General features: G+C 45.0%; 25 protein-coding genes, 1 tRNA gene, 1 rRNA gene and 1 riboswitch. Of the genes, 5 read left to right on the top strand and 22 right to left on the bottom strand.

Annotation, left to right across the window (positions count from 1 at the left end):
* From GPK81_RS06055 to GPK81_RS06110, 12 genes are all read right to left on the bottom strand, one after another.
* Positions 1-67, bottom strand: a 16S ribosomal RNA gene (locus GPK81_RS06055); the annotation flags it as partial.
* Positions 68-401: 334 nt separating this feature from the next.
* Positions 402-489: transfer RNA gene (locus GPK81_RS06060), tRNA-Ser, on the bottom strand.
* 942 nt (positions 490-1,431) lie between these two features.
* Entirely contained in the window at positions 1,432-3,117 is a 1,686-nt protein-coding gene (locus tag GPK81_RS06065) for a sulfate adenylyltransferase subunit 1 (protein WP_215706711.1), read from the bottom strand.
* Between the two features lies 1 nt (position 3,118).
* Entirely contained in the window at positions 3,119-4,021 is a 903-nt protein-coding gene (gene cysD, locus GPK81_RS06070) for a sulfate adenylyltransferase subunit CysD (RefSeq protein ID WP_015526618.1), read from the bottom strand.
* A gap of 51 nt (positions 4,022-4,072) precedes the next feature.
* Entirely contained in the window at positions 4,073-4,384 is a 312-nt protein-coding gene (locus GPK81_RS06075; protein ID WP_015526617.1) for a 4Fe-4S dicluster domain-containing protein, read from the bottom strand.
* A complete protein-coding gene (locus GPK81_RS06080; protein ID WP_118063706.1) occupies positions 4,368-6,074 on the bottom strand; it encodes an adenylyl-sulfate reductase subunit alpha in 1,707 nt (568 codons plus the stop codon). The genes GPK81_RS06075 and GPK81_RS06080 overlap by 17 nt, the downstream gene beginning before the upstream one ends.
* 5 nt (positions 6,075-6,079) lie before the next feature.
* The gene (locus GPK81_RS06085; RefSeq protein ID WP_021976043.1) at positions 6,080-6,496 is read right to left on the bottom strand and encodes a M67 family metallopeptidase; all 417 of its coding nucleotides are present in this window, start codon (positions 6,494-6,496) and stop codon (positions 6,080-6,082) included.
* 77 nt (positions 6,497-6,573) lie between these two features.
* On the bottom strand, positions 6,574-7,380 hold the full coding sequence (gene thiF, locus GPK81_RS06090; RefSeq protein ID WP_118071859.1) for a thiazole biosynthesis adenylyltransferase ThiF: 807 nt from the start codon (positions 7,378-7,380) through the stop codon (positions 6,574-6,576).
* The gene (gene thiS / locus GPK81_RS06095; RefSeq protein WP_021976045.1) at positions 7,380-7,589 is read right to left on the bottom strand and encodes a sulfur carrier protein ThiS; all 210 of its coding nucleotides are present in this window, start codon (positions 7,587-7,589) and stop codon (positions 7,380-7,382) included. The genes thiF and thiS (GPK81_RS06095) overlap by 1 nt, the downstream gene beginning before the upstream one ends.
* Before the next feature lie 12 nt (positions 7,590-7,601).
* A complete protein-coding gene (locus GPK81_RS06100; protein ID WP_015526613.1) occupies positions 7,602-7,847 on the bottom strand; it encodes a sulfurtransferase TusA family protein in 246 nt (81 codons plus the stop codon).
* Complete coding sequence (locus tag GPK81_RS06105) at positions 7,840-8,703, bottom strand: 4Fe-4S binding protein (RefSeq protein WP_118071857.1); 864 nt, start codon at positions 8,701-8,703, stop codon at positions 7,840-7,842. The genes GPK81_RS06100 and GPK81_RS06105 overlap by 8 nt, the downstream gene beginning before the upstream one ends.
* A gap of 39 nt (positions 8,704-8,742) precedes the next feature.
* A complete protein-coding gene (locus GPK81_RS06110) occupies positions 8,743-9,981 on the bottom strand; it encodes an O-acetylhomoserine aminocarboxypropyltransferase/cysteine synthase family protein (protein WP_118071856.1) in 1,239 nt (412 codons plus the stop codon).
* A gap of 349 nt (positions 9,982-10,330) precedes the next feature.
* On the opposite strand from GPK81_RS06110, the gene GPK81_RS06115 reads away from it, so the two are divergent.
* From GPK81_RS06115 to GPK81_RS06125, 3 genes are all read left to right on the top strand, one after another.
* On the top strand, positions 10,331-11,506 hold the full coding sequence (locus GPK81_RS06115) for a sensor histidine kinase (protein ID WP_252196614.1): 1,176 nt from the start codon (positions 10,331-10,333) through the stop codon (positions 11,504-11,506).
* Positions 11,507-12,220, top strand: a complete 714-nt coding sequence (locus GPK81_RS06120; protein WP_215706712.1) for a response regulator transcription factor — start codon at positions 11,507-11,509, stop codon at positions 12,218-12,220.
* Positions 12,221-12,363: 143 nt separating this feature from the next.
* Complete coding sequence (locus GPK81_RS06125; RefSeq protein ID WP_215706713.1) at positions 12,364-13,674, top strand: hypothetical protein; 1,311 nt, start codon at positions 12,364-12,366, stop codon at positions 13,672-13,674.
* A 210-nt stretch (positions 13,675-13,884) separates the two neighbouring features.
* Here the strand turns inward: GPK81_RS06125 and GPK81_RS06130 are convergent, their stop codons facing one another.
* The 6 genes from GPK81_RS06130 to GPK81_RS06155 form a co-directional block, all read right to left on the bottom strand.
* Positions 13,885-14,901, bottom strand: coding sequence for a sulfate ABC transporter substrate-binding protein (locus GPK81_RS06130; RefSeq protein WP_118170210.1), 1,017 nt, complete (start codon positions 14,899-14,901; stop codon positions 13,885-13,887).
* Positions 14,902-15,332: 431 nt separating this feature from the next.
* The gene (gene thiH / locus GPK81_RS06135; protein ID WP_215706714.1) at positions 15,333-16,574 is read right to left on the bottom strand and encodes a 2-iminoacetate synthase ThiH; all 1,242 of its coding nucleotides are present in this window, start codon (positions 16,572-16,574) and stop codon (positions 15,333-15,335) included.
* 46 nt (positions 16,575-16,620) lie between these two features.
* Positions 16,621-17,406, bottom strand: a complete 786-nt coding sequence (locus GPK81_RS06140; protein WP_021977211.1) for a thiazole synthase — start codon at positions 17,404-17,406, stop codon at positions 16,621-16,623.
* A gap of 44 nt (positions 17,407-17,450) precedes the next feature.
* Positions 17,451-17,654: a sulfur carrier protein ThiS gene (thiS, locus tag GPK81_RS06145; protein WP_215706715.1), complete on the bottom strand. Its 204-nt coding sequence runs from the start codon at positions 17,652-17,654 to the stop codon at positions 17,451-17,453.
* Positions 17,655-17,852: 198 nt separating this feature from the next.
* Positions 17,853-17,960, bottom strand: a riboswitch (TPP riboswitch).
* Positions 17,961-18,152: 192 nt separating this feature from the next.
* A complete protein-coding gene (locus GPK81_RS06150) occupies positions 18,153-19,085 on the bottom strand; it encodes a serine hydrolase domain-containing protein (protein ID WP_215706716.1) in 933 nt (310 codons plus the stop codon).
* A gap of 5 nt (positions 19,086-19,090) precedes the next feature.
* Positions 19,091-20,437 (bottom strand): APC family permease, encoded by a 1,347-nt coding sequence (locus GPK81_RS06155; protein WP_118063615.1) that lies wholly within the window; start codon positions 20,435-20,437, stop codon positions 19,091-19,093.
* 260 nt (positions 20,438-20,697) lie between these two features.
* Here GPK81_RS06155 and GPK81_RS06160 point away from each other — a divergent pair, with 260 nt between their 5' ends.
* Positions 20,698-21,531, top strand: a complete 834-nt coding sequence (locus GPK81_RS06160) for a MurR/RpiR family transcriptional regulator (RefSeq protein WP_148445788.1) — start codon at positions 20,698-20,700, stop codon at positions 21,529-21,531.
* Positions 21,532-21,551: 20 nt separating this feature from the next.
* A complete protein-coding gene (locus GPK81_RS06165; protein WP_118063619.1) occupies positions 21,552-22,499 on the top strand; it encodes a serine hydrolase domain-containing protein in 948 nt (315 codons plus the stop codon).
* Between the two features lie 90 nt (positions 22,500-22,589).
* On the opposite strand, the gene GPK81_RS06170 is transcribed toward GPK81_RS06165, so the two are convergent.
* The 4 genes from GPK81_RS06170 to GPK81_RS06185 all read right to left on the bottom strand — a co-directional run bounded on the left by GPK81_RS06170 (position 22,590) and on the right by GPK81_RS06185 (position 26,458).
* Positions 22,590-23,648 (bottom strand): ABC transporter ATP-binding protein, encoded by a 1,059-nt coding sequence (locus GPK81_RS06170; RefSeq protein ID WP_215706717.1) that lies wholly within the window; start codon positions 23,646-23,648, stop codon positions 22,590-22,592.
* On the bottom strand, positions 23,638-24,474 hold the full coding sequence (gene cysW / locus GPK81_RS06175) for a sulfate ABC transporter permease subunit CysW (RefSeq protein WP_215706718.1): 837 nt from the start codon (positions 24,472-24,474) through the stop codon (positions 23,638-23,640). Before cysW ends, GPK81_RS06170 begins: the two co-directional genes overlap by 11 nt.
* The gene (gene cysT / locus GPK81_RS06180) at positions 24,474-25,313 is read right to left on the bottom strand and encodes a sulfate ABC transporter permease subunit CysT (RefSeq protein ID WP_174088480.1); all 840 of its coding nucleotides are present in this window, start codon (positions 25,311-25,313) and stop codon (positions 24,474-24,476) included. Before cysT ends, cysW begins: the two co-directional genes overlap by 1 nt.
* 119 nt (positions 25,314-25,432) lie before the next feature.
* Complete coding sequence (locus tag GPK81_RS06185; RefSeq protein WP_252196615.1) at positions 25,433-26,458, bottom strand: sulfate ABC transporter substrate-binding protein; 1,026 nt, start codon at positions 26,456-26,458, stop codon at positions 25,433-25,435.
* Between the last annotated feature and the right edge of the window lie 148 nt (positions 26,459-26,606).

The raw sequence follows: 26,606 nt of genomic DNA on the forward strand, positions 1-26,606 counted from the left end.
GTTCGACTTGCATGTGTTAAGCACGCCGCCAGCGTTCATCCTGAGCCAGGATCAAACTCTCTGATAAAATGTTTGATTCGTTTACTCAAGACAACCGTTTGGCTATCTCTCGTTTTTACTGCTTTTGGTTTGTCAAAACCGTTCTTTAAAATGTAAAGAAATTTTCGAGAATCGTATGTGTTTCACTGTTTAGTTATCAAGGTTTTTCGTTCTGTCTCTCAGACAGCTCGTTTATTTTATCTCATCTCAAATCATTTGTCAAGTACTTTTTCAACTTTTTTCAAATTCTTTTTTGATGAATTTCTGTCTCGCTGACAGCTTGTTTACTTTATCATGTTTGCAAGCGTTTGTCAACAAGTTTTTTTATTTTTTTGAAAAGTTTATTTTTTTCAAAAAAATAACGGAGAAGGAGGGATTTGAACCCTCGCGCCGCGTTAGCGACCTATACCCTTAGCAGGGGCACCTCTTCGGCCTCTTGAGTACTTCTCCAGACTCCGAACTCATAATTTCTTATTAAATTGGAGTGCATTTCTTCTGTGTTTTCATCCGAAACGCAGGTTTAATTATAGCGGAAGGCGATATGCTTTGTCAACACCTTTTTTTATTTTTTTACATTAATTTTATTGTATTGCGATAGATGGGGGATAACAACGGGTATATACTGTTGTTTATTGCCTTATTGCATATGGCTACGCGGGTCGCATTGTAATGCGGGAATACGCAGGGGGAAGGCCATCTCAGAGTTCCGTAAGCCCGAAGGCCCTCCCCCTGCACCCCCCACCCTCTTGGGCACGGAAACCAGTGTTACATCTTCGATGTGTAACACAGTTGACTCTTGTCTGTATTCTTCGGTATTCAGGATGTAGCTCTTTGCCGATCCAATCTTCTGTATGCTACGATATTCAAAATGGTTCTCTTTGCCGATCTGGTTTTCTACATGCCACTCTCTCAAAATGCTTCCCTTCACCAATTTAATCTATATACTCCCCACAACCAGGACAGGGCGCCACAGCGCCCGCTTCCGTCCCTCTGCAGGCTTGTTTTCTCCTTTCCGGTCTGAATGCACAGCCGAGGCTCAGGATACTGGCTGGCTCTGCTTCTACAGGAGGGGTGCGCTTCTTAGATGGCGGGAATCTGCGTTGTTTTTCAAAAGTTCGCTGTTTGAGCGAAGCGAGTTCGGACTTTTGGAAAACGGTTTTAGCAGATTTTCGGCATCTTAGAAGCCAGCCCCCGACGAAGCCGCAGACCGGACAGTATCCTGAGCCTCGGCGTCCCTTCAGCCACCAAACCGTCCAATCACCAACAACCTCCCGCAGAAGCCCACCCTCCCAGCCATCCAGCGCAGCGCTGATGGCTCAACAACCTTCAAATTCAACAAAAAAGAGACTGCACACCCATGCAGCCTCTTAATGTTATTGATACAGTTTTTCGTTAGATCATCCAGAAATTATCCGTGCAGACAATCTTCCTGTAAGTCTCAAACTTAAACCACTTATTATGAAACTCCGACTTATTATCAGCCGCCTTAAACTCCTTCAGGAACTGCTGATAATCATCATTACTGCGGATCTCCAGGGCAAAACCTCTCTCGTCCACAACAGGAAGCCCCATAAAGGCATACTTATCCAGCGGAATAATATCCAGCACCTTCTTATCACGAATAAGAACAGCTGCATTGTCCTCCAGGGATACAATATCAAAATAACCCGGATACTCGAAGCTATCACCTTCTGTAGGTACAGCATCCCCTACATGATAAGTCTTAACCTCTTTATCCGCCTTAGAAAGCAGCGCATTCTCAAGGTTAAAATAAAACTCCTCAAAAACATAACCGCCAACCTTCACATCATCCTTCTGGAAATAAGGCTTCTCACCCTCAGTATCAACAGACTCCACAACACCACACGCAGAAGTCATATGACTCACACGATCGATCAGGATCAGCTCACCAAGAGTCTTATTCTTCTTAAACTCATCCAGCACAACCTTATCAGAAAGACCGATCTTACACAAAGCGATCTCATTCTTCTCAATGGTATCTGCATGAAGCTGCTCTCCGGTATTTACATCCGTCTTAAACTCAATACTCTTAACCACACCTGCGATCTTCTTGGTACCAAGCTTCACAAGATATTCCTTGCCCACTTCAAGTCTGGAATCATCCATCCAGAGAAGAGTAGCCTCGAAACCTTTTGCCACAGGAATCTCATTATTATTGGTAAGAACACAGCCACGGCTGACATCCACCTCTTTATCCAGCTGAATGGTAACAGCCTGGCCTGCAACAGCCTCCTCACGGTTGTCGCTGCCCACCAGGATCGTCTTAACAGCCGCTGTCTCGTTGCTTGGAAGCGTAGTGATGGTATCGCCTACATGAACCCGGCCACTCTCGATCTGGCCCTGGAAACCACGGAATTCATGGTTTGGACGGGAAACACGCTGAACAGGCATATAAAACTCGCTGACATTCTCAGCCTCGGAAACATCCACAGTCTCAAGATGATCCAGAAGCGCTTTTCCTGTATACCACGGCATATTCGGAGACTTCTTCGTAACGTTATCACCCTCTGTAGCACTGACAGGAATGATTACAACATCCTGAAGACCCAGAGTCTTTGAAAGCTCATTGATATCCTTCACGATCTCGTTAAAACGGCTCTCACTGTAATCAACAAGATCCATCTTATTAACAGCAAATACGAAATGATGGATACCCATCAGAGCGCAGATACGCGCATGACGTCTTGTCTGCACCAGAACACCCTGTTTTGCATCCACAAGAATAATGGAAAGCTGGGCAAAAGAAGCACCAACTGCCATGTTTCTTGTATACTCTTCATGACCAGGAGTATCCGCAACAATAAAACTTCTCTTATCCGTTGTAAAATAACGGTAAGCAACATCAATAGTGATGCCCTGCTCACGCTCAGCCATCAGACCATCCAGAAGAAGAGAATAATCAATGGCACCGCCTCTGGAACCTACCTTGCTGTCCAGAAGAAGGGCTTTTTCCTGGTCTGCATATAAAAGCTTGGAATCATAAAGAATATGGCCGATCAGTGTAGACTTTCCATCATCCACACTTCCGCAAGTGATAAATTTCAGTAATCCGCTCATCCTAGAAGTACCCCTCTCTCTTTCTTTTTTCCATGCTGGCAGCTCCGCCGTCAGAATCGATAACACGTGTAGTTCTCTCAGATTCCACAGAGCTTAAAGTCTCGTCAATGATCTCGTCCAGTGTCTCCGCGTCAGACTCGATACCACCTGTCAGAGGATAGCATCCAAGAGTACGGAAACGAACTTTTTTCATCTGCGGCTCCTCACCCGGGTTCAGACGCATTCTGTCGTCATCCACCATAATGATGTTGCCGTCTCTGTATACAACCGGACGCTCTTTTGCAAAATACAGCGGAACGATCGGGATATTTTCTCTCTTAATATACTGCCAGATATCCGTCTCAGTCCAGTTGGAAATCGGGAAAACACGGATGCTTTCGCCTTTGTTGATCTCCGTATTATAAAGCTTCCACATTTCCGGACGCTGGTTCTTCGGATCCCAGGCCTGCTCTGCATTACGGAAGGAGAAGATACGCTCTTTTGCACGGCTTTTCTCCTCGTCACGACGACCGCCGCCAAAAGCAGCTGTGAAACCATATTTCTTAAGAGCCTGCTTCAGTGCTTGCGTTTTCATGATATCTGTGTATGCGGAGCCGCTGTCAAAAGGATTGATACCCTGCTTCACACCATCCTGATTAATGTACTCAAGCATTTCGATTCCCAGATCCTTCGCGGTTTTGTCACGGAACTCAATCATCTCTTTAAATTTCCAGGTTGTATTTACATGAAGAAACGGGAATGGCGGTTTCTCTGGGTAAAAAGCTTTCATCGCAAGATGAAGCATTACAGAACTGTCTTTTCCTATAGAATAAAGCATTACCGGCTTTTCGCACTCTGCTGCAACTTCACGGATGATGTAAATTGCCTCTGCTTCCAGCTCATCCAAATGTGATAATCCACTCATATCTGATCTCATCCTCCTGTTCCGGCCGCCAAAACCGGCAGCACCTGTTTTCTAGTATTTATTCGAATTTCGTCGATCCACATCGATCACGGATGTGGAACCGTCTGTTTTTGTAATGATCCAGTGAAGGATATCACCTTCGCTTTTTACATTCATGATACTTCCGTTACCACCGATATCCGCACCAAGGAAAAAGTCAATGGCACCGGCTTTACATTCCTTTACACAGGAAACACAGCCCCAGCAGTTTTTCGGATATTTCATCACGGCTTTTTTGTCTTCCATGACAATCAGGGTTCCCGGACATACTTCACTGCACTTTCTGCAGCCAACACATTTTTTCTGATCAATTCGTATGCTCATATGTGTCCTCCTTTACAATGTCACGGAAAATGATCTTGATCTCGCCGTTTTCCAGTTTCGAATTTACATATTTATAAAATTTCTCATCGGTTTCCGGATGATCCAGATTTTCGTTGAAAGAATGCCATCTGGTCTCTTTTCGGTTTTTCAGATGAGCGATCAGTGAACGGCACACAATGAGACGCTCACGAAGTTCGTATGCAAACATCAGCTCATGCATATCTGCTGCCGCTGTTTTTTCGGCAAGGGCCTGAAGCTTGAGGATTTTTTCATCTGCAAGGTCAAGCTGTTTCTCATTGAACTGATAATTGGAAGCAATTCCTCCCGCATACTCATCCATGACTTTCTGCATGGCTTCCTCAAGCTCCTCAACGGAAAATGCCGGTGCATCCTCATTACGGAACTTTTCGTACTGAGAAAGGATTTTTTCTTCCTGAACTTTGATCTCCGCTTCTGTGGTAATATCCGCTTCTTTCAGAGATCCTGCGGAAAACTGTTTCACCATATCCAGTGCTGCAAGTTTTCCTTCTGCAAGTGCCCCTGTTACATATTTCTGGGGACATCCGCCTGCAACATCACCTGCTGCATAAAGACCTTTCACAGTAGTCTCACGGCCTGTGTTTACCCAGTAGCCGCTGGCTGTATGGCCGCCTACGATATAGGGCTCTGTTCCCTGGATCTCCACATCCTGCTCACTTGGGTTTTTTCCACTTTCGATCCATTTCAGAGTCTGGCTTGGTGCCATGTTCAGATAAGCTTTCAGAAGATCTTCATCCTGCTCTTTCGTGATCCCTGTAGTCTTCAGGTAACACGGGCCATGGCCAAGCTGATTTTCCCGGACTGTTCCGTAAACTCGCTCGCTTGTGGTCAGACCGTATTTTGTCTCGTAGATCTCGCCTGCCGCATTGATCTGTTTTGCGCCGACACCCTGTGCGATGGTTCCTGTAGGAGCGATGGTGTCCTTGCAGCGAAGAGCAATAAAACGCATCTCAAAAGATGTCATCTCCGCGCCTGCCAGGATTCCCATTGCGTATCCGGCACCTGTGTTAAATGGCGGATACCACATCTTATGTCTGGAAAATCCAGGATTGTTCGGTTTATAAAGTCCAGCCGCTCCGCCGGTTGCAACAAGAACTGCTTTTGCCCGGATAACGTAAGCGGTTTCTTCCATAATAGAAAAACCAACGGCTCCGTAAACCTGACCGTCTTTTACAAGAAGGTCTGTGATATTTACATAATTCAGAACATCTACATTCTCAGCTTCATGAACTGCATCCGCAAGAAGTGGTTTGAAATTCTCGCCGTTGATCTTGATGTTACGGTTTCCTCTGGCTACATAATCGCCATTTTCATCCTTCAGGATCACAAGTCCAAGTTTTTCCATTTTTGCGGTAACTTCGTTGAAGTTCTCCGCTGCTGTAAGAAGAAGGTCCTGTCTTACGATCCCGGCGGCATCTTTTGTGGCGTAATCTACATAGTCCTGAGGCTTGCGGCCTTTTACAATGTAGGCATTGATGGCGTTGACACCAGCTGCCAGACAGCCGCTTCGCTTGATATTTGCTTTTTCTGCGATCAGTACCCTGCCGGCTTTCTGTTCTGAGAGAACCAGCGCCGCATAGCAGCCTGCGGTACCTCCGCCTATGATCAGCACATCCGTTGTAATTTCTTTTGTGTTTAATCTGTTTTTCATACTCATCACTCTGTTATCTGAATCTCATGTACAGTTACATTTTTTTCTTTGTCTACACCGAAGGCCTTCAGCACCGGGTTTTCTGCATCCATAAGGGAGAGGATCAGATATTCGATGTTCGGGTCAAAAGCAAGTCGTTTGTCTTCTTCGGAAGGCCTTGACGGAGACTCCGGATGAGAATGAAAGTTTCCGATCATCTGATATCCGTTCTGACGGATATCTTTGATCGCGCTCAGCTGTTCTTTCGGATCCATGGAAAAGTGCTCGTTACTCTCGTCGATATTTGTCAGTAAATACACCTTCTCGATGGTTTTTACATCGCCCTCAATGGTCCCGCCCAGAAGGCCGCAGGACTCATTGGGAAGTCCCTTTCTGCAATGGTCTAATATTTTTTCGTAATCTTCTTTTTTTAATTTCAGCATTATCTTCGCAGCCTCCAATGGGTTTCTATACTTATTTATACTGCCTGCACCAGCAGACACTTTTGACTTCTATATGATCAGTGTTTCAGCTCGCACACAGCCTGCTCGTAATCGATCAGCTCTGTGATGGTCGGATTGTCGCCGCATACCGGGCAGTGATGGTTCTTCGGAAGTTTTACGGTACGGAATGTCATCTTCAGCGCATCGTAGGTAAGAAGTCTTCCTGTAAGAAGGTCACCCTGTCCGATGATGTACTTGATGGCTTCCATTGCCTGAAGGCTTCCGATCACGCCGCCCATGGCTCCGATAACACCAGCCTGCTTACAGGTCGGTACGGCATCCTTTGGTGGCGGGCTCTGGAATGCACATCTGTAGCATGGTCCCTGTCCCGGAACGTAAGTCATCAGCTGTCCCTGGAAACGGATGATACCTGCATGTGAAAACGGTTTCTCAGCCATTACACAGGCATCGTTGATAAGGAATTTTGCTGGAAAGTTGTCTGTTCCGTCAAGAATGAAATCGTAATCTTTGATCAGATCCATGATGTTGCTGGAATCTACAAAGGTATGATATGTATTTACGGTAACGTCCGGGTTGATGGCTTTCATAGTCTCAGCCGCAGACTCTACTTTCAGTTTGCCAACATCTGCAGTTGTGTGGATGACCTGTCTCTGAAGATTGGAAAGATCTACCTCATCTGCATCTACGATTCCGATTGTTCCCACACCTGCTGCTGCAAGGTAAAGGGCTGCCGGTGCTCCAAGTCCGCCGGCTCCGATGATAAGAACCTTGGCATTCAGAAGCTTTTTCTGGCCTTTTACTCCCACCTCTTTCAGGATGATGTGGCGGGAGTAACGCTCAAGCTGCTCATTTGTAAAAGCCATTATCTTGCGCCTCCTCCCATGTAGTACAGGAACTCAACAACATCACCGTCTTTTACAACTGTGTTCGGAACGTCTTCTTTGCTGATGAATTCATCGTTGATGGTTACGGTTACATACTCAGGACTTTCGATATCCTCTTTCTCAATAAGCTCTGTAAGTTTCAGTCCGTCTTCGTATTCTTTTTTATTTCCTGCAACTGTGATTGTCATTTCTCTGTTCTCCTATTCTTCAACTTTTCTTACGATCAGTGTATAAGTTCCATCTTCATTATCTTCAAGTTTCAGGATCTGATGTCCTTCTTCTTTTACGCTTCTCGGTACATTCTGTACTGGCTCGCCATCGTTCATTTTGATCGCCAGGATCTGTCCGTCGTCTAGCTCCTCAAGTGCTACTTTTGCTTTTACAAAAGTTACCGGGCAAACTACATCGGTAATATCTACTGTATCATCAATTTTAATATCAGCCATTGTATGCTCCTTTCAAAACTTCCTGAAGTTTTTCAGCGCCTACCCGGTCGATGGTAAATTTAAAACGCTCTCCCGGATTTGCATAGTCATCAAAGAACTGGATCGCTGCATCGGTCACTCTGAAAAGCTGTTCTTCAGAGGTGATCAGCGGAAGGAATTCCTGTCCCTTGCTGATGTGATTTCCAAACGTTCCGCCAAAGGAAACGATAAATGCTTCGTTTACATACCATGCATCTACAGGACAGGATTTTGCACATCTGCCGCAGTAGTTACATTTCTCTGTGTCGATCACCAGCTTGTCATCTTTAAAGGAGATGGCGTTTTCTCTGCAGGCTTTTTCACAGACACCGCAGTGGATACATGTATCTTCTTTCCAGCTGACCTGTGCTGCTCCTTTGATTCCTACATCGTTCTCCTCTGCTTTCAGACAGTTGTTCTGACATCCGGTAACACCGAATTTGAATTTATGAGGAAGCTCTCTTCCAAAATATCTCTCATTTAATTTCACCGCAATGTCATAGCTGTTGATGTTTCCGCTTGGACAGACTGCGTTACCCTGGCAGGCTGTAACTGTACGGACTCTCGGTCCGCAGACACCAGGTTTGCATCCGCCTTTCGCAAGATCATCTTTTACATCATCAATATCATCTAATTTAATGAACGGGATCTCAACTCCCTGTCTGGAAGTAAGATGTACATATCCGTCACCGTATTTCTCAGCTACTTCTGCAATCTTCTTAAGGTTTTCTGCGGTAAGCGTACCGCCTACACAGGCAAGACGAAGAGAAAAATTATTTTTCTGCTTCTGTCTCATGAAACCACCTTTTTTTAATGTAGCGTAATCTACTTTTGCCATAGCGAACTCTCCATTTCTCTGCTGGTGCAGCTATCGATTTTATCTGTTACTCTCTATCGCTTGTTTGAAATCTTCTTTTAAATCTTCAATGTCTTCAATTCCCACGCTGATCCGGATCAGGTCTTCGAACACTCCGGACTGCTGTTTCTCCTCATCGGAGATGTGTGCCGCGATGGTGGATTCCGGATGGATCACCAGTGTCTTCGTATCTCCGATGTTGGAGATGATCAGCGGGATCTTCAGGGAATTGATAATGGAAAAAGCTTTCTCCTTGCTTCCGGTTCTTACGGTTACGATAGCTCCGTAACCATTCCTGAACTGCTTTTTCGCAATTTCGTGATAAGGGCTCTCTTCCAGTCCCGGATAATTTACTTCAATGTCACCACCCAGGCTCTGTAAAAATCTGGCAAGTTCCAGTGCGTTGTCACACTGTCTCTGCATTCGAAGTCCCAGGGTTTCCAGTCCCAGATTATTAAGGAAAGCATTCTGCGGAGCAAGACACGCGCCAGTGTTCCGGAAAAGTCCGTTTCGAAGTTTGGCGATGTATGCAAATGGTCCGAATTTCCGGTATGGAGCAAGTCCCGGATATCGGTCAGGGTCCCATTTCAGGCCCTTACCACAGACAAGAATGCCGCTGATCGCATCGCTGCTTCCATTGATATACTTGGAAGAAGAATGAACCACGATGTCAGCTCCAAGCTTCAGTGGCTGGATCAGATACGGGGTTGCTACCGTATTGTCTACGATCAGTGGTACGTCATGCTTATGTGCCACTTCTGCAACCGCCTGGATATCGGTAACGTCCAACTTGGGGTTTCCGATAGTCTCCGCAAAAACAAGTCTCGTTTTCTCTGTGATCTCTGCCTCAAAAGCTTCCGGCTTATTCTCACTTACGTACTTTACGGAGATCCCGAAAGGCTTCAAATCATCAAACAGTTCCACAGTTCCGCCGTACAGTCCGCAGGCTGCCACGATCTCGTCTCCTGCCTGCAGAATGTTCAGAAACGCATTGGTCAGCGCCGCCATTCCGGAAGCACATGCTACACTGCCGATTCCATCCTCCAGCATAGTCACTCTTTTCTCAAAGGACTCTACCGTAGGATTGTTGATCCTTGTATAGGAGAAGCCCATTTTTTTATTGTCAAAAATTTTCTCCAGGTCTTCCGCGCTGTCATGTCGGAATGCGCTGCTCTGATAGATTGGAACCTGTGTTGCACCCTGCGGATATTTCTCATTGGTGCCGTGGAGCAGTCCTGTATTAAAGCCGTATTCGTTCATAGCCTCTTCCCTTTCTTTTGTTGACACTTATCTTAACCTAGTATTCATAGTATGTCAATAGGAAATATGGATTAATTGCATTTTTTTTGATACAAAAGAAAGGGCTGACATGGTACAATGAAATTATACTTATAGAATCTCAGATCCGGATCAGGCGGATATCTGCAATCCGCATTCGCTACATAACTCTGCATCGAATAACCGTTTCTAATTTTATCAGGAGGTGATCTCTATCCATATAAATCTGAAACTCCGAGATATTTTCCACTCATTATTCAGCCCCACCCTGGATTTCCGTGTCCGGCTGTTCAACATCCTCGCCTCCGGTGGCACCATTATCAGTCTGATCATGGCTTTTCTCAGTTTCGGGACCGGCTCCTGGGGAAATGTGCTGATCAACTTCGCACTGGTTGTCATATCCGGAGGACTTTTTCTTTATTCCTATTATAGTGGGAAATATCAGCGCTGTTACCTGATCACCATTGTCCTGATCTTTCTCATTGTTTTTCCGATCATGTTTTTTACCAGCGGCGGATATCATGGCGGCATGCCGGCATTCTTCGTGTTTGCCATTATCTTCACTGTGCTGATGCTGGAAAAATGGCGTGCTCTGATCGTTTCTCTTCTGGAGATTGTCCTATATATGGGACTGTGTCTGGTTGCGTACCATTTTCCGGACAGTGTGACTCCTTTTGCAACGGAAAAAGACCGGCTGGCAGATGTACTCCTGGCATTTGTCTCTGTAAGTATTGTCTGCGGCATTGTTCTCTATTTTCATCTGAAAGAATACAATCAGCAGCAGATCCTTCTTAAGGAACAGAACCAGCGGCTTCGTTCCCTTGACAATGCCAAGTCCACCTTCCTGACCACCGTTGCCCATGAGATCAAAAATCCTCTGAACTCCATCGCTCTCCACGCCCGTGACACCTCCGAGCTCCTTGAGGAAGATCCTCTGGATTTCTCTCTTATGCAGGAAAATCTCCGCACCATCGAACAATCAGTAATGCGGATTGACCGGATTGTGCTGGATCTTATGGATACCGTTTCCATTGAGCAGGGACGGCTTGCCCTTTCCCTTGTACCATCAGATCTGGGAGCACTTTTACATTCTGTGGAAAAAGATTTCAGCAGTCATCCAAGTCCCGGGAATAACCAGCTGGTCCTTACGATACAGCCCAACCTCCCGGAAATCTCTGCAGACCCGGAACGACTGATCCAGGTTGTCACCAATCTGATCTCCAATGCAGAGCGTCACACCCAAAACGGAACCATCACCATTTCTCTTACCGGCGAACCGGGCTGGCAGACCATCTGCGTCTCCGACACCGGAACCGGCATGTCAGAAGAAATGCGAAAAAACGCACTCAAGGGTTATGTTTCCGCTGATAAGGATTACTGGCGGCACGGCATAGGCCTCTATGTCTGTCATCAGATCATCACTGCCCATGGCGGTAAAATATGGATAGAAAGTGAAGAAGGCAAAGGTACCCGCGTGTTCTTTTCCCTTCCGGAGGAGGAATCTTAAATGACTGAAAACAAACCACACATCCTCATGGTCGAGGATGAAGAACAGATCCTGAATACAAACTGCCGGATGCTGCGGCGCCGCGGTTATGATGTCCGCACCGCACAGACAGCCGCTGAGGCTTATCATCAAATTGATGAAAATCTGCCGGATCTTCTGATCCTGGATATTATGCTTCCTGACGGAAACGGTCTGGATATCTGCCGCCGCTTCCGCGAAAAAACCATGAATCCGGTTCTTTTTCTCACCGGAAAAAGTGATATCCGGGATCGGGTAGAAGGACTTCAGCAGGGAGGCGACTATTATCTCACCAAACCTTATAATTTCGATGAATTTCTGGCCGTGATCCAGATGCTTCTGGAACGCCAGAAACGAATGGAAGAAAAAATAAAAGAAAAATTTCAGTCCTCCCGTCAGATCACCATCGGCAGCCTGCGGTTGGATCTTTCGGACGGCCATGCATATCTCAATAATGCCGACACAGGCCTTACCCGGACCGAATTCTCTCTGCTGCGTCTCCTTGCAGAAAACCAGGAGAAGATTTTTTCTGCAAAGGAGCTCTACGAAGCGGTATGGGGCAGCTGTGCAGGAACAGATACCAGCACGGTACGGCGGCATATCTTTAACCTCCGGACCAAGATCGGTGCCGAAGATACCGATGAATATGACATTGTCTCGGTTTATGGGAAGGGATATCTTTTTACCTGCCGGTAAATGTCTCTTTTTCTTCACATTTCCGGATATCAGGATCTGTCTGTTACAATATACTTAACAAACAGATCCTTTTTATTTTGTAAAAATTTATGATCCGTGGACAGTAACTGAATAACTGCTGCGCAATTTATCAGGAGGTGCCTATGCATAAAAAAATCTTAGTTCTTTTAACAGGCGCGATCGCTCTTTCCATATCTGCAGTCCCGGTCCTCGCTTCTGACCCTCCAACCGATGACGGTCAGTACATCTGGCAGGATGAAAACGGAGATTACTGGTACCGCAATGGTTCCGAGGATGAATATATCGGGGAAGGTAATTATGCCCCTGACCCGGATTCCGGTGAACTGATGGAAGGCAACGATGCCGGCTGGACCGAACAGGACGGTTATTTTGAGCCTCATTATTATTATGAGGACGGCAGTGTGTGGCTGGAAGATGCCACCGGAACCACATATATTGGCTCCAGAGATAAATATTATATTGATGACTACGGCAATCTTCAGGAATATTCCGATTCTGAAACTGATTCCTCCTCCGGAGATTCTTCAGAAGGATCCTCCGATACCAGTGGAAACTCCTCCTCGCAGGATTCCGATTCTTCATACCCAAATTCCTCTTCCGATACAAACGCAGAAGAATCCTCTGAATCGGAAAAGCGTGGCGAGCTTCATATGCGGGTTGGATTCCCTGCCGATGATACGATCAGAGAATCCATGCCCGAAAAAGAAGGTTATTTCGAACAGCGTTCCGTAAATGGCGGAAAAAGCACTGCCTTTGTTTTAAAAGTACCAAACTCCTCTCTGGAGGATTCTTCCCTGAAGGGTTTTCTGGCAGAATACTATCCGGTAAAGGGTGAGATCATCACCAAAAAGGATCTTACCTTTGAATCTTATCCTGCCACGAAATATCAATACTTAACCGAAGTCAACGAAGAAGAAAAAAATGTAGATGCTCTTGTATGCCAGACTGACGATTATACATTCGGACTTTTTGTCCTGACTCCGTCAGACACCTATGATAAGGCCGCCGAAAAGGAAGCCACAGAGCTGATCAAATCCATAGATTTCGTTTACGCAGAGCGTGTGGATATGGCCATGACAGATTACTTCCAGGTCCTCACTCCGGAGCGCTGGAAATATCTCTGCCATTATGAAACAACCGAAACCGAAAATGGTGGATATAAACTGACTTATTACAATGAGGATGTTCCTGTACTGACTCTGGAAGCCAGATATTACGATGGCGAAGACCAGCCTCTGGACAGTGTATGGCAGGGCTATCTCGGCCGTATCGAAACCGTCGACGGCAAAAAATACGATCTTCTGTCCACCATCAGCCAGTACTCCAAGGACGCCTCTGATGAATGGAAGGAAATGTATGACACTTATCTGGATGTCATAAACGGGATCCGTATAATGGACGGCTGTTCCCTGACCGAAGGAAGCCATGCCTGATCCCTTGTGATTCACATTGCCCCCTCTGCCGTTATTTTGCAGACCGGAAGATCCATAGCTGCATGTGATGTTGACAGCTGCTATATATCAGGTACAGATTTTCCAGTCGCAAAAGGCACATCATATTTACATAAAAGAAGCTGCAGACTCTGTTTTTTCACTGTTCTGCAGCTTCTTTGTGTTATTGTGTCCAACTATATCTTCTGCTGTCTATCCTTCGTAAATCTGATCAAAAATTCCTCCATCTGAGAAATGCGTTTCCTGTGCCTTTTTCCATCCACCGAAATCATCAATGGTAACAAGATTGATGTCCAGGTCAAACACATCGGAGTATTCCTTCAGAATATCCTGGTTTGACGGACGGTAATAATTATCACCGGCGATCCTCTGTGCTTCATCGGAATAGAGATAATTCAGATATTCCTCTGCCACATCTCTGGTGCCTCTTTTGTCTACGACTTTATCGACTACTGCTACAGATGGCTGTGCAAGGATGCTGATGCTTGGTGTTACGATCTCGTAGTCGTCCGGATAATCTTTTACGGAAAGATATGCTTCGTTTTCCCAGGCGATCAGTACATCTCCCTGTCCGTTTTCTACAAAAGAGGTTGTTGCACCTCTGGCACCGGTGTCCAGGACAAGTACGTTTTTGTAAAGATCTCCGATGAATTCTTTAATTTTATCCTCGTCTCCGTTATATTTATCTTTTGCATAGGCCCAGGCTGCCAGATAGTTCCATCTTGCTCCGCCGGAGGTTTTCGGGTTTGGTGTGATCACACCTACGTCTTTCTTTACCAGATCATCCCAGTCTTTGATGTTCTTGGGATTTCCTTTTCTTACAAGGAATACGATGGTTGAAGTATAGGGAGAACTGTCTTCCGGAAATTCATCTACCCATCCGTCATCGATAAGCCCTGCATCCTGGATCGCGTCCACATCATATTCCAGTGCCAGTGTTACCACATCTGCTTCCAGTCCGTTGGCAACTTCAAGTGCCTGTTTGCCGGAGCCTCCATGGGACTGCGTGATATCCACGTCCTGTCCAGTTTTTTCTTTCCAGTGTTCCTGGAATATCTTATTGTACTGTTCATAAAGTTCTCTGGTCGGATCGTAGGATACATTGGTGATGCTGACGCTGTCCGCCGCATATGTTGTCACACCTGTAAGGCTTCCGGTCGCTGCTACTGCTGCAAGAACTGCTACTGCTGATTTCCATTTTCTTTTCATAATACTTACCTCCTGTGTTTTGCCTCGTGTTTTGTTGTTGGGGCTATTATAAACATGAGTAAGTCCATATGAAAACTGTTAGATTAGAAACCGTTTTCAGCAGTTTTCAGAAACAGGGGTGTTTTTGCGGATTTCACAGGTTTTTATATCTGATTCCGGCCGATATTATGTTGTTTTTGTTGATTTTTGCATCGTATTTTATTGTTCCGGGAGTATATGTGAAAACGTCATCAGCCTTGTGAATCCAACAAATTCTCCCAGTACTCCCCTCTGTTTGACAAAAATCTTTCTGCATTTATTTTTCTGAAACAGTTATCCACACCCGCCCAGGAAAATCGTTCTTTCAGGCGAGTGGTTTTCCACATATTCCACAGAAGTTATCCCCTGTTGGCTGTGCAGTCATCTATGCACTTGTGTGACCTTATCTCTTTTTACAGATAGATGTAGTCGTTCATTACCGGCTGCAGACCGTGATCTTTCAGGGCATTGAATACTTCATCCACGGATCTTCCGTCTGAAATCTCAAACTGATCATCACCTTTATCTTCGATGTCTTCCACATGGCTTCCGATTCCTGTGCTGACACCTGCAGAAATCTTGGTTGCTGCGATATTTACCAGGTTGTCACGGACACGCTCGCACTCTCTGGTGGATACGGTGATACTTGCAAACGGCATAAACAGACGGTATGCACAGACTACCTGCAGAAGCTGTGGTTCATGGACATCCTTCGGATTAATCCGGTCATTGTTGATGATCGGGCGGAGTCTCGGGCAGGAAAAAGCAATCTCTGCGTGTGGATATTTTCTCTGCAGAAGGTATGCATGATATCCCGTCGCAAAAGCATCTTTACGGAAATCATCCAGTCCCAGAAGAGCTGCAAAGCCAACACCTCGCATGCCACCTTTCAGTGCACGCTCCTGTGTATTTAATCTGTATGGAAAAATCCTCTTATGGCCTGCCAGATGCAGGGTTTCGTATTTATCAGAATTATAGGTCTCCTGGAAAACAGTTACATAATCTGCACCGCATTTGTGAAGATATGCATACTCATCAGAATTCATCGGATACACTTCAAGACCTACCACCTTGAAATATTTCCGGGCAATCTCGCAGGCTTTTCCGATATATTCTACATTGGATTTGGATTTGCTTTCACCGGTAAGGATCAGGATTTCCTGAAGGCCGGTTTCTGCAATAGCTGCCATTTCCTTCTCAATCTCTTCCTCATTCAGCTGTGCACGGCGGATCTTGTTGTGGCAGTTAAATCCACAGTAAATACAGTAATTTTCGCAGTAGTTTGCAATGTAGATCGGTGTAAACATACAGACACTGTTTCCAAAATGTTTTCTTGTTTCGATCCGCGCTGCCTGTGCGATCTCTTCCAGAAGAGGCAGTGCTGCCGGTGAAAGCAGTGCCTGAAAATCTTCCGGTGTACGGTTGTCATGGGCCAGGGCTCTGCGTACATCTGCTTCTGTGTATTTGTCATAATCATATGCATTCATTGCGGAAATAACCTGATCCATCACATCAGACTCTTCCAGCTGTTCCATATCCGGAAGGTACTTCATGTGGTCGATACGATTCTTTTTCATGTCTTCCAGAATTTCTTCGTTTACGATACTCTCATTAAAATGGCCGTCCTGCTGACTGACCTGTACTGTTTCTGCCATTGTTGTTATGTCGCTCCTCTCGCACTTTTATTATCTCTAAACTATTTTATTCATGCAGAAATCCGGTCAGCGGTGAGGATGCACTTGCACCTCTCTCCAGAGTTCTTCCCATACCGGAAAGATATGCACTTCTTCCTGCCTCGATGGCTTTCTTAAAAGCCTCCGCCATAACACGGACGTCCCCTGCTGTTGCGATGGCTGTGTTTGCCATAACTGCCGCAGCACCCATTTCCATAGCCTCACATGCCTGTGATGGACGGCCAATCCCTGCGTCTACGATGATCGGAAGATCGATTTCGTCGATAAGGATCTGGATGAATTCTTTTGTGCAGATTCCTTTGTTAGAACCGATCGGAGAACCAAGCGGCATTACACAGGCAGCTCCTGCGTTTACCAGATCTCTGGCTGCATTCAGATCCGGATACATGTACGGCATGACAACAAAGCCTTCTTTTGCAAGGATCTCAGTTGCTTTGATGGTCTCATAGTTATCCGGGAGAAGATATTTGGAATCATGGATGACTTCGATCTTTACAAAATCTCCGCAGCCAAGCTCACGGGAAAGTCTTGCGATGCGGACTGCCTCCTGTGCGTTTCTGGCACCGGATGTATTCGGAAGAAGTGTAACGTCCTTCGGCACATAGTCCAGGATGTTGGCAAGTCCGCCTTCATTTGCACGGCGCAGAGCAAGTGTTACGATCTGTGTTCCTGCTTTTTCGATACATGCTTTTACAAGATCCAGGGAAAATTTTCCGGAACCAAGAATAAAACGGGAAGTAAACTCATGGCCTCCCAGGATCAGTTTGTCTTCATTTGTGTTTGCTGTTGTCATTTTTTATGTCCACCTTTCTTTTTATCTTCAATATACCTTTTATCTCAGCAGCTTCCGCCGCCCATAAACTGCAGAATCTCCACAACATCGCCGTCTTTCAGCACTGTTGTATCGTAAGTCTCTCTCTTGATGATCTCTTCATTCAGTTCAACTACTACCTGCACCGGAGCATAATTGCAGGCTTTCAGATATTCGGTTACTGTCACCGGATTTTCCAGTGTTCTTTTCTCGCCGTTTACTGTGATCATAAGCTCTCCTTTCCGAGAATAAAAAAAGAGTCCACAAAGAAATACACCCGCGGTGGTGCACCCCTTCATGAACTCAGTTCACTCTCAAAATTTCCTGTATTCCGTTGTAGATACCAGGGTTAAAAGCATCTGCTCTTAAGCCCTTCCTTGTAAATCCTGATCATAAATAAAAAGGGAGATACACCAAAGTATCTCCCGTAAATTCATCCTATACGTTCCTACGTTGGCATTATCCAAATCAGGTATAAGGGTCGAAGTTGAAGACTTCCTCTCAGCCTGCCATCACAAGCTCCCCTGTTATTTACAATGCTTAGTATAAGGCGAATTATGATTAATGTCAAGCCTGAAAGGCTTAAGCCACACGACATAACGGAATAGAAAACCCCGGAAGGCTCGCACACTTCCGGGGTTTTCGTTTTTGCCAATGTTTGAATTTCATCACATTTCTTAGCTACTATTATCTTATGCTTTCCACTCTGTTTTGTCAACCAGAGTATATTACAATTCCGGAACCACTGTAGTCCATAGATGATTTCCTATTTTCTGGAAATCCCCCTCCAGAGACATTACAGTTACTACTGCATCCTTGTCAGGAAACGCCAGACAGAACTGACCATAATTTCCATCGGATCGATAGGAACCGGCTTCCGGATTCATGACAAACTGATATCCATATCCAAAACCGGAATAAAGATTTCCCGGACTTCCTGCCGCTGAATTGTCTACCAGATTGGACGTTGCCCTCTTCATGTACGACTCTGGCACCAGCTGTTTTCCATTATAATTTCCCTTGTGAAGAATCATCTGTCCATACCGGGTAAACTCATCAATATTCACATAAAGTCCATTAGCCGCATGCACATGCCCTTTCGGACACAAAGTCCAGTCTGGATTTCCAATTCCAAGCGGCTCAAAAAAGCGATTTCTCAAATATTCCAGAAGATTAACTCCCGCACGTTTTTCAATCGCACAGCTGATCATATAAGTATTAAAATTGCTGTACAGCCATTCTGTTCCCGGTTTTTTTATCACTTTCGCATTCTCGAAGAAATATCGGATCCAGTCCGGAGTTGTGTAACGCTCCGGCCAGTCACAGAAAAACAGAGAGCTTTCCAAACCTGTAGTCATTGTCAGCATATTTTCCAGCGTTACATCCCCCAGATATCCTTCCGGATTCTCCGGTGCATACTCTGGAAAAATATCCACAATCTTCTCATCAAGTCGAATCAGCCCTTCATCAAGTGCGATTCCTGCCGCACAGGACACAACACCCTTGCAGGCAGACCAGGTATTCAGGCGGGTTTTCACCGGCATTCTTTTATATTCTGCCGTTAACTGTCCTTCACGCCATATCTGCGCATACATAACATTGAGATTTTCTTTTAAAGTTTTGATAGCAAATTCATTGATCAGGTTCTGGTCTTTATTCATAAACATTAATCCTCCCACACACTTGTTTCCATCTTTACATCAGGACTTACACTTCTAAACCATCCGTAAGCCATGCATACTACAATGGCTATCAGACTGATGATTACTACCGGAAGTTTCAGGCTTCTGCAAGAATTGATAAAAATGCAGATATATGCAAACAGGCTCAAACAGCAGAGGAAATAATATTTTCCGTTAGAAATATGCATTGGTGATTTTTCCCATGCTTCTGCATGTTTTTTCGGAAGCTGGAAATAAGCATAAATCTGCAGAAATGCCAGTGCTGATGCCAGAAGCATAATATTATTTACAACATCACTGATAGAAAAGTCCAGTAACACAGGTAATATTCCCATAAGATAAGTAAATGTCATCAGTTTCCAGTAAGCCCCTCTTCTGTTCTGAGCTGCCCATGATTTCGGAAGCCATCCATCTTTACAGGACTGTGCAACCGGAATACAGTTATTGGAAATTGTTGAATTAATGGATGAAGACAGTGCAAGTACCGGACCACCAATCATAAATACTGTGAAAAGTGCCGGATTTAAAATATTTTTTGCAACCAGGGTAAGCGGCTGTCCGGCTACCTGATCCAGAGGAAGCACACCACTTGCTACAATTGCAACACCGCCATATACAACCATCAGTGTCGGAATACAGTACAGAAGTGCCTTTGGAATATCTTTATGTGCTTCTTTTGCCTGTTTACCATAATTCATAATGCAGGAATATCCGTTTGTTGAATATACATACAGCATGATTGCGGAAAAGAATCCGGATGGACCATTGGAGAAAAAGTCTGGTGCTGTAAACTCAAACACCGGATTTTTCAGCTGGAGGCATCCCAGAACAATAAACAGACCAAGTGCAACAAACAGCAGGGTAACCAGAATTTTCTGTACCTTCGCCATTACATCCACACCACACAGATTGATGGCAAAGAACACACTCAGGGCTGCAATTCCAAACCATTTCGCATTGATCTGCGGCCACAGGGAATTTGCATACATACCAATTGCCACACCATAAGTCGCCAGATTGATCGTCTGTGGCAAAAATCCTACTGCATACATACCGGCAACTCGTTTGCCGGCCATATCTCCTACCAGAGAATAAAATCCTCCTCCAAGTTTCAGTGTAGATGTGATCCATGGAATTGGTGCAATCATCATAAATCCCCAGATACATGCAGCTACATATGCCAGCCATGCTGACTGACCAGTCAAAAGAATTGCCGGTCCGATCAGTGTCAGAACACCCGATCCAATCGCCTGTCCTACACCGATTGTATAAAGATCACTTCGTTTCAGGTAACCTGTTTTTTCTTTTATTTCCTTTACTGTTGACGACATAAAAGCCCCCCTTTTTTATTGGCTCTAATATTAATAGTGCAATTAATTCTTTTTCTGACGTCATATGAATTATTTAATGCTATATTAACATCTAGGTTTCAAGATTTCTATTGACAATATTATTAAAAATACACACTTTAATTTGTGCATTATTTACATCTTTTTTTATATCAAGAAGAATTTTTTACTTCATTATATTGTAATCAAACTTTACACCTGTTATAATTTATTATACTAATCGTACAATACAGGAGGTTTTCATGAAAATAGAACAGTTGATCCGTGAAAAAGTATCTTTCCTTTCTGCCGGTCAGAAGAAAGTCGCCGAATATATATTACAACACCTTGATTCATTCAGTTATTCCACCCTTGCGAAACTCAGCAAGGAAATTTCCGTAAGCGAAACCACTATCATACGCCTCGCTTATTCTCTGGGATTTGAAAGTTTTTCTGAAATGCAGCGTACTGTACAGAATGATATTCTTTCCATTCCCACAGCTACAGCAGATGACACACTGGACAATGGGAATTTCTATCAGAACATCATTGCAAAAGAACTCCATTCCATGGAAAACTGGGCTTCACACCTGAGTCAGGATGATATGGATCAGATTGTTACCTATCTGACCAATGCGAAGAAACGTCTGATTGTAGGCGCCCGTTCCTCTTACAGTGCAGCACTCTGGATGGGAACCTTGCTGAATCAGCTTCTTGGAAATACCAAGGTGGTTCATGAATTTTATGATCCCCATTTTGAATATCTCACGGAAGCTTCTGAAGATACTGTTGTTCTTCTGCTCTCTTTTGCCCGCTATACCAAATGGTCACTGAAATACGCACAGGTTGCCAAAAACCATGGTGCAAAGATCCTTGCCATCACAGACAGTATTTCATCACCGGCATGGTCTCTGGCAGATCATGCGGTCATTACAGAGATCAATCTCAATGAAATGGGATTTAACTCCTTTTCCTGTCTCTATTGTCTTTTTGACAGCATTGTTGCAAAAATCCGAAAAAGCAAGTGCAAGTCCATCAGTACACGCCTTCATGACCTGGAAGAACTTTACTCAGACTTTGATCTTTTTTACGAATAATAATTACAGGGGGGATTATCATGCAGGAAATTTTAGATATTTTTCTTGAAAAATCTAAACATCATCATTCCAATATTATCTATGCCCAGATATATAAAAACGATGTTTTAAAAGAAGAATTCAGGCTTTTTCCGGTAAAAACCCGATTAAATATATGGTCTATCAGCAAGCCTTTTGTTGCCATGGCTGCTGGTATCGCAGAACGCGAAGGACTGATCACTCTTGATGAATATATTTATCCCTGGTTTGAAAAATATTTCCCATCTGATCCTTCCGAAAATCTTTACAAAATAAAGATCCGTGATCTGCTTACGATGTCATCCGGTCAGAAAGATCCTCTCTTTTTCTGCGACGGTCCGGAACGATACAGAGAAAAAGACTGGGTAAGATATTTTTTCCAGAATGATTCTTTTCCCTATACACCAGGTACCCATTTCGTGTACAGCAATTTCTGTTCCTATATTTTGTCTGTTCTTCTGGAAGAAAAATCCGGAACCGGTTTGTTGAATTATCTGCGATATCGTCTGTTTGAACCAATTGGCATCCCGAATCCGGACTGGACCCTCTGCCCTCAGGGACATTGCATGGCAGCTAATGGACTGTATCTGACGATTGATGAACTGGCCCGTTTTGGGCATCTGCTTCTGCATGAAGGTGCTCTGAACGGAAAACAGATCGTCCCAAAAAAATTCGTGATTGATGCCTGTCAGAAACATATCGATTCTTACAATCCACTGACGGAGCATCCGGATTACCAGAGCTATGGTTATGGATATTTCATATATATGGGACCTATGGAAGATACACTAATCCTGTCCGGCAATTACGGCCAATACTGCGTCGTTGATAAAAAACACCATATGGTATCCTGCGTTATGTCTTTGGATGGAAATGACCACAAAAAAATCCGTGATGATCTGGTAGATTCCCTTGCAGAATATTACGGTGTGAAAATTTCACATATATAAAAAAATGCCGCTCCTGCGGCAAATCATATGATATTCGCAATCCGCTAGCGCTACTTGCTCATAAAAAAATGCCGCTCCCGCGGCATTTTTTTATATAACCAACCAGTCCTCAACCATAGCTGTATTATGCAGCAACACGGCTTCATTTCCTTTCGTCACAAAGATCCTCTGTACGAAAACATCCACAACTTCGCCTTCCCGGACGGGTTCTTCGTCAAGGCTTCTTCTGGCGCTGAGTGTGGTGTCTCCTACCCGGACTTTCAGTTCCAGGCTGCTGCCACGGAATGCGACTCGTTCTACGATGCCTTCTGTGGCAGAACTTTTATATTTCTGCTCCTCGTTCTTCTTGGTCACTTTCACAAACTCCGGACGGATAATAGCTTTTTCTCCGCCTGGAACTTCCTCAAAGTGATTGAACACCTGATAATCCTCGATCACCGACGTCTGTCCGAAAAATCCCGCCGTAAACGCAGTATCCGGATTCTGGTAAACCTCCAGCGGCGTTCCCTTCTGCTCGATACGTCCCCGGTTGGTAATGATGATCTCATCCGCCACCTCAATGGCCTCGTCCTGATCATGGGTAACGAAAATACTGGTGATTCCCAGTTTCTCGATCATATCCTTCAGCCAGCTTCGAAGCTCTGTACGGATCTTCGCATCAATGGCAGCAAAAGGCTCATCCAGGAGAAGCAGCTGCGGATTCGGAGCAAGGGCCCGGGCAAAAGCAACTCGCTGTCTCTGGCCGCCGGACAGCTGACTTGGATATCTTTTTTCCAGGCCTTTCAGCCCGATCAGCTCTACCAGTTCCATAACCCTCTGCTTGATATACTTCTTATCCGCCTTCTGTACTTTCAGACCAAACGCAATATTATCATACACAGTCATATACCGGAAAAGGGCATAATTCTGGAACACAAATCCAATGCCTCGCTCGCTGGCAGGAACATCATTGACCACTCTTCCGTCAATGATGATCTCACCGCTGTCCGGCTGCTCCAGACCGGCGATCATACGGAGGATCGTTGTCTTTCCGCTTCCGCTTGGGCCTAAGAGACCGATCAGCTTACCTTTTTCGATGCCAAAACTTACGTTGTCAGATGCCTTGTAATCTCCATATGTTTTATTGATATTTTTTAACTCAACGTACATCGCCTTTTTCCCCCTTTCCTTTATGTTCCAAAACATTTCTCGCAATCAGAAGGATCACCGCCAGGATCACCAGGATCGAAGAAACCGCAAACGCCGGAACATACTGGAATTCGTTATAAAGAATTTCCACATGAAGCGGAAGTGTATTTGTTTTTCCACGGAGATGTCCGGACAGTACGGACACGGCCCCAAACTCTCCCATAGCTCTCGCTGTACACAGCACAACGCCATAAAGGAATGCCCACTTGATATGCGGGAAAGTCACTTTGGTAAAGATCGTCCAGCCTTTTGCTCCCATCAGTGCTGCCGCCTCTTCCTCATCGGACCCTATAGATTCCAGCACCGGAATGATCTCTCTTGATACAAATGGAAACGTAACAAAAATCGTTGCCAGGATAATTCCAGGAACTGCAAACACGATCTGGATCCCTGCTTTGTCAAGAACAGAATAAAGCGGGCTCTGCTTTCCAAAAACCAGAATATAAATAAGACCTGCGATGACCGGTGACACCGTAACCGGAATGTCGATCAGCGTCGTCAGAAGCTTTTTTCCCCGGAAATGAAATCTGGTCATTGCCCACGCTGCACACAGGCCGAAGATCGTGTTGCATACAACAGCAGCCACCGTTGCTTCTATGGTCAGTGCCAGAGCTTTCAGCGTATACTCATCTGTCACAGCCTGCACGTAGCACTCCCAGCCTCTACTCAGCGCCTGGGTAACAACAACCACCAGCGGAAGCACCAGCATTACAAAAAGAAAGATCACGGAAATCCCAATGAGGATCCATTTCACCGGCCCGGAAGCCTGCTTCTTTTTTTCGTCCATTATGCGTCCCTCCCTCTGATTCGTTTCGTATTTCTTGCCTGCACCAGATTCACGCCAAACAGGATCAAAAACGATACCGCCAGTGTAACCAGCGCGATAGATGTTGCACTTTCGTAGTCAAACTCCTGAAGTTTTGACATGATGATCAGCGGCGTGATCTCTGTATAATAAGGTTTGTTTCCTGCGATAAAAACAACACTTCCGTACTCTCCCAGGCAGCGTCCGAAGGCAAGTCCCGCTCCGGAAAGCATTGCCGGAAGAAGCTCTGGAAGGATAACCCTCCGGAAAATGGTGAATGGTTTTGCACCCATGACACGGGCCGCCTCCTCATAGGAACCGTCCAGTTTTTCCAGCACCGGCTGAATGGCCCGGACTACAAAAGGAATCCCCACAAAGATCAGAGCTACCGTGATACCGATCCTGGTATACGCGATCTTGATCCCGAACTTTGCAAAAAAGCTTCCCACCAGTCCTTTGTCGGATGTCAGTGATGTCAGCGAGATACCGGCAACTGCAGTTGGCAGCGCAAAAGGCAGCTCGATCATTCCATCCATGATCCTTTTTCCCGGAAAATCATACCGCACCAGCACCCACGCAAGGATCAGTCCCATGATGGCATTCACCACCGTGGCCGCAAATGCAGTGATAAAACTTACATAAAATCCGGACAAAACTCTCGGCCGTGTGATCACCTGGATAAATTCCCGAAATCCCAGCCGCGCTGAATATACAGCCAGAGATGCAAGGGGAATCAGAACCACGATACTCAGCATCGCCAAAGTCACTCCCATTGTCAGTCCAAAGCCTGGTATCACCCGTTTACTCTGTTGTTTCTTCATTTCTGTCTCCCCTCTTTTCCATTTCTGCTATGTATATATCGTCAACATGTGCGCCATGCCATTACCTGCATCCCGCAAAAAGCAGCTCTGATCTGTCTGTTTTCGCCAGTCATGCTTTTTTACTCTTCATAGATCTCATCAAATACTCCGCCATCTGCGAAATGTTTCTTCTGCACCTCATCCCATCCGCCGAAATCTTTGATGGTAGTCAGCTTCACATTCAGATTAAAAGTATCTGCATGTTTTTTCAGGATCTTCTGATTGACCGGTCTGTAATAATTCTCAGCGATCAGCTCCTGCGCTTCATCGGAATACAGATATTTCAGATAAGCTTTTGCGGCATCTGCGTTATCGTGTTTTTTTACATTTTCATCTACAACAGCAACGGACGGCTGTGCCAGGATACTGATGCTCGGTGTTACGATCTCGTAATCATCCGGATTGTCCCTTACAGAAAGAAACGCTTCATTTTCCCAGGCGATCAGCACATCACCCTGTCCGTTTTCCACAAAAGAAGTGGTGGCACCTCTTGCTCCGGAATCCAGAACCAGGACATTTTTGTAAAGCTTCTTGATAAAGGCTTTCATCTCTGTCTCGTTGCCGTTATATTTCTCATTGGCATAAGCCCAGGCTGCCATGTAATTCCAGCGGGCACCACCGGAGGTTTTTGGATTGGGAGTGATCACCCCCACACCATCCTTTGTCAGATCATCCCAGTCGTGGATATTCTTCGGATTTCCCTTCCGAACAAGAAATACAATGGTGGAAGTATAAGGAGCACTGTCATCCGGATACTCATCGATCCATCCTTTGTCGATCAGACCGGCATTCCGGATCGCATCGATATCATATTCCAGAGCAAGTGTCGCCACATCCGCAGGAAGTCCATTGGAAATCTCAAGAGCCTGCTTTCCGGAACCGCCATGGGACTGGATCACATCCACACTCTGACCTGTTTCCTCTTTCCAATATTTTGAAAAAATCTTATTATATGCTTCATAAAATTCTCTGGTCGGATCATAGGACACATTGATGATCTCCACATGATTTTTATCCTTTGTATTGTTTCCCGATACTGCAAAAGTTCCTGCCAGTACCACTGCTGCCAGTGTGATACAGACACCTGCAATGCGTTTTCTTTTCATGATCTGTGTACTCCTTTACAACCACATTTTTATTTGGAAATCTTTTTCCCAACAATGTAAATACTTCATTTCGCTGTCAAATCATACCTGTTCTTTCCGTTTACTGTGGTTCTGTAATTTTTTTATTTGAATTGAATACATTAAACCA

Source organism: Blautia sp. MCC283 (assembly GCF_018785565.1).
Taxonomy (GTDB): domain Bacteria; phylum Bacillota; class Clostridia; order Lachnospirales; family Lachnospiraceae; genus Blautia_A.

Coding starts and splice junctions, on each gene's coding strand:
- GPK81_RS06065 (WP_215706711.1), bottom strand. CDS start 3,117: ATGAGCGGATTACTGAAATTTATCACTTGCGGAAGTGTGGATGATGGA.
- cysD (WP_015526618.1), bottom strand. CDS start 4,021: ATGAGTGGATTATCACATTTGGATGAGCTGGAAGCAGAGGCAATTTAC.
- GPK81_RS06075 (WP_015526617.1), bottom strand. CDS start 4,384: ATGAGCATACGAATTGATCAGAAAAAATGTGTTGGCTGCAGAAAGTGC.
- GPK81_RS06080 (WP_118063706.1), bottom strand. CDS start 6,074: ATGAAAAACAGATTAAACACAAAAGAAATTACAACGGATGTGCTGATC.
- GPK81_RS06085 (WP_021976043.1), bottom strand. CDS start 6,496: ATGCTGAAATTAAAAAAAGAAGATTACGAAAAAATATTAGACCATTGC.
- thiF (WP_118071859.1), bottom strand. CDS start 7,380: ATGGCTTTTACAAATGAGCAGCTTGAGCGTTACTCCCGCCACATCATC.
- thiS (WP_021976045.1), bottom strand. CDS start 7,589: ATGACAATCACAGTTGCAGGAAATAAAAAAGAATACGAAGACGGACTG.
- GPK81_RS06100 (WP_015526613.1), bottom strand. CDS start 7,847: ATGGCTGATATTAAAATTGATGATACAGTAGATATTACCGATGTAGTT.
- GPK81_RS06105 (WP_118071857.1), bottom strand. CDS start 8,703: ATGGCAAAAGTAGATTACGCTACATTAAAAAAAGGTGGTTTCATGAGA.
- GPK81_RS06110 (WP_118071856.1), bottom strand. CDS start 9,981: ATGAACGAATACGGCTTTAATACAGGACTGCTCCACGGCACCAATGAG.
- GPK81_RS06115 (WP_252196614.1), top strand. CDS start 10,331: ATGGCTTTTCTCAGTTTCGGGACCGGCTCCTGGGGAAATGTGCTGATC.
- GPK81_RS06120 (WP_215706712.1), top strand. CDS start 11,507: ATGACTGAAAACAAACCACACATCCTCATGGTCGAGGATGAAGAACAG.
- GPK81_RS06125 (WP_215706713.1), top strand. CDS start 12,364: ATGCATAAAAAAATCTTAGTTCTTTTAACAGGCGCGATCGCTCTTTCC.
- GPK81_RS06130 (WP_118170210.1), bottom strand. CDS start 14,901: ATGAAAAGAAAATGGAAATCAGCAGTAGCAGTTCTTGCAGCAGTAGCA.
- thiH (WP_215706714.1), bottom strand. CDS start 16,574: ATGGCAGAAACAGTACAGGTCAGTCAGCAGGACGGCCATTTTAATGAG.
- GPK81_RS06140 (WP_021977211.1), bottom strand. CDS start 17,406: ATGACAACAGCAAACACAAATGAAGACAAACTGATCCTGGGAGGCCAT.
- thiS (WP_215706715.1), bottom strand. CDS start 17,654: ATGATCACAGTAAACGGCGAGAAAAGAACACTGGAAAATCCGGTGACA.
- GPK81_RS06150 (WP_215706716.1), bottom strand. CDS start 19,085: ATGAATAAAGACCAGAACCTGATCAATGAATTTGCTATCAAAACTTTA.
- GPK81_RS06155 (WP_118063615.1), bottom strand. CDS start 20,437: ATGTCGTCAACAGTAAAGGAAATAAAAGAAAAAACAGGTTACCTGAAA.
- GPK81_RS06160 (WP_148445788.1), top strand. CDS start 20,698: ATGAAAATAGAACAGTTGATCCGTGAAAAAGTATCTTTCCTTTCTGCC.
- GPK81_RS06165 (WP_118063619.1), top strand. CDS start 21,552: ATGCAGGAAATTTTAGATATTTTTCTTGAAAAATCTAAACATCATCAT.
- GPK81_RS06170 (WP_215706717.1), bottom strand. CDS start 23,648: ATGTACGTTGAGTTAAAAAATATCAATAAAACATATGGAGATTACAAG.
- cysW (WP_215706718.1), bottom strand. CDS start 24,474: ATGGACGAAAAAAAGAAGCAGGCTTCCGGGCCGGTGAAATGGATCCTC.
- cysT (WP_174088480.1), bottom strand. CDS start 25,313: ATGAAGAAACAACAGAGTAAACGGGTGATACCAGGCTTTGGACTGACA.
- GPK81_RS06185 (WP_252196615.1), bottom strand. CDS start 26,458: ATGAAAAGAAAACGCATTGCAGGTGTCTGTATCACACTGGCAGCAGTG.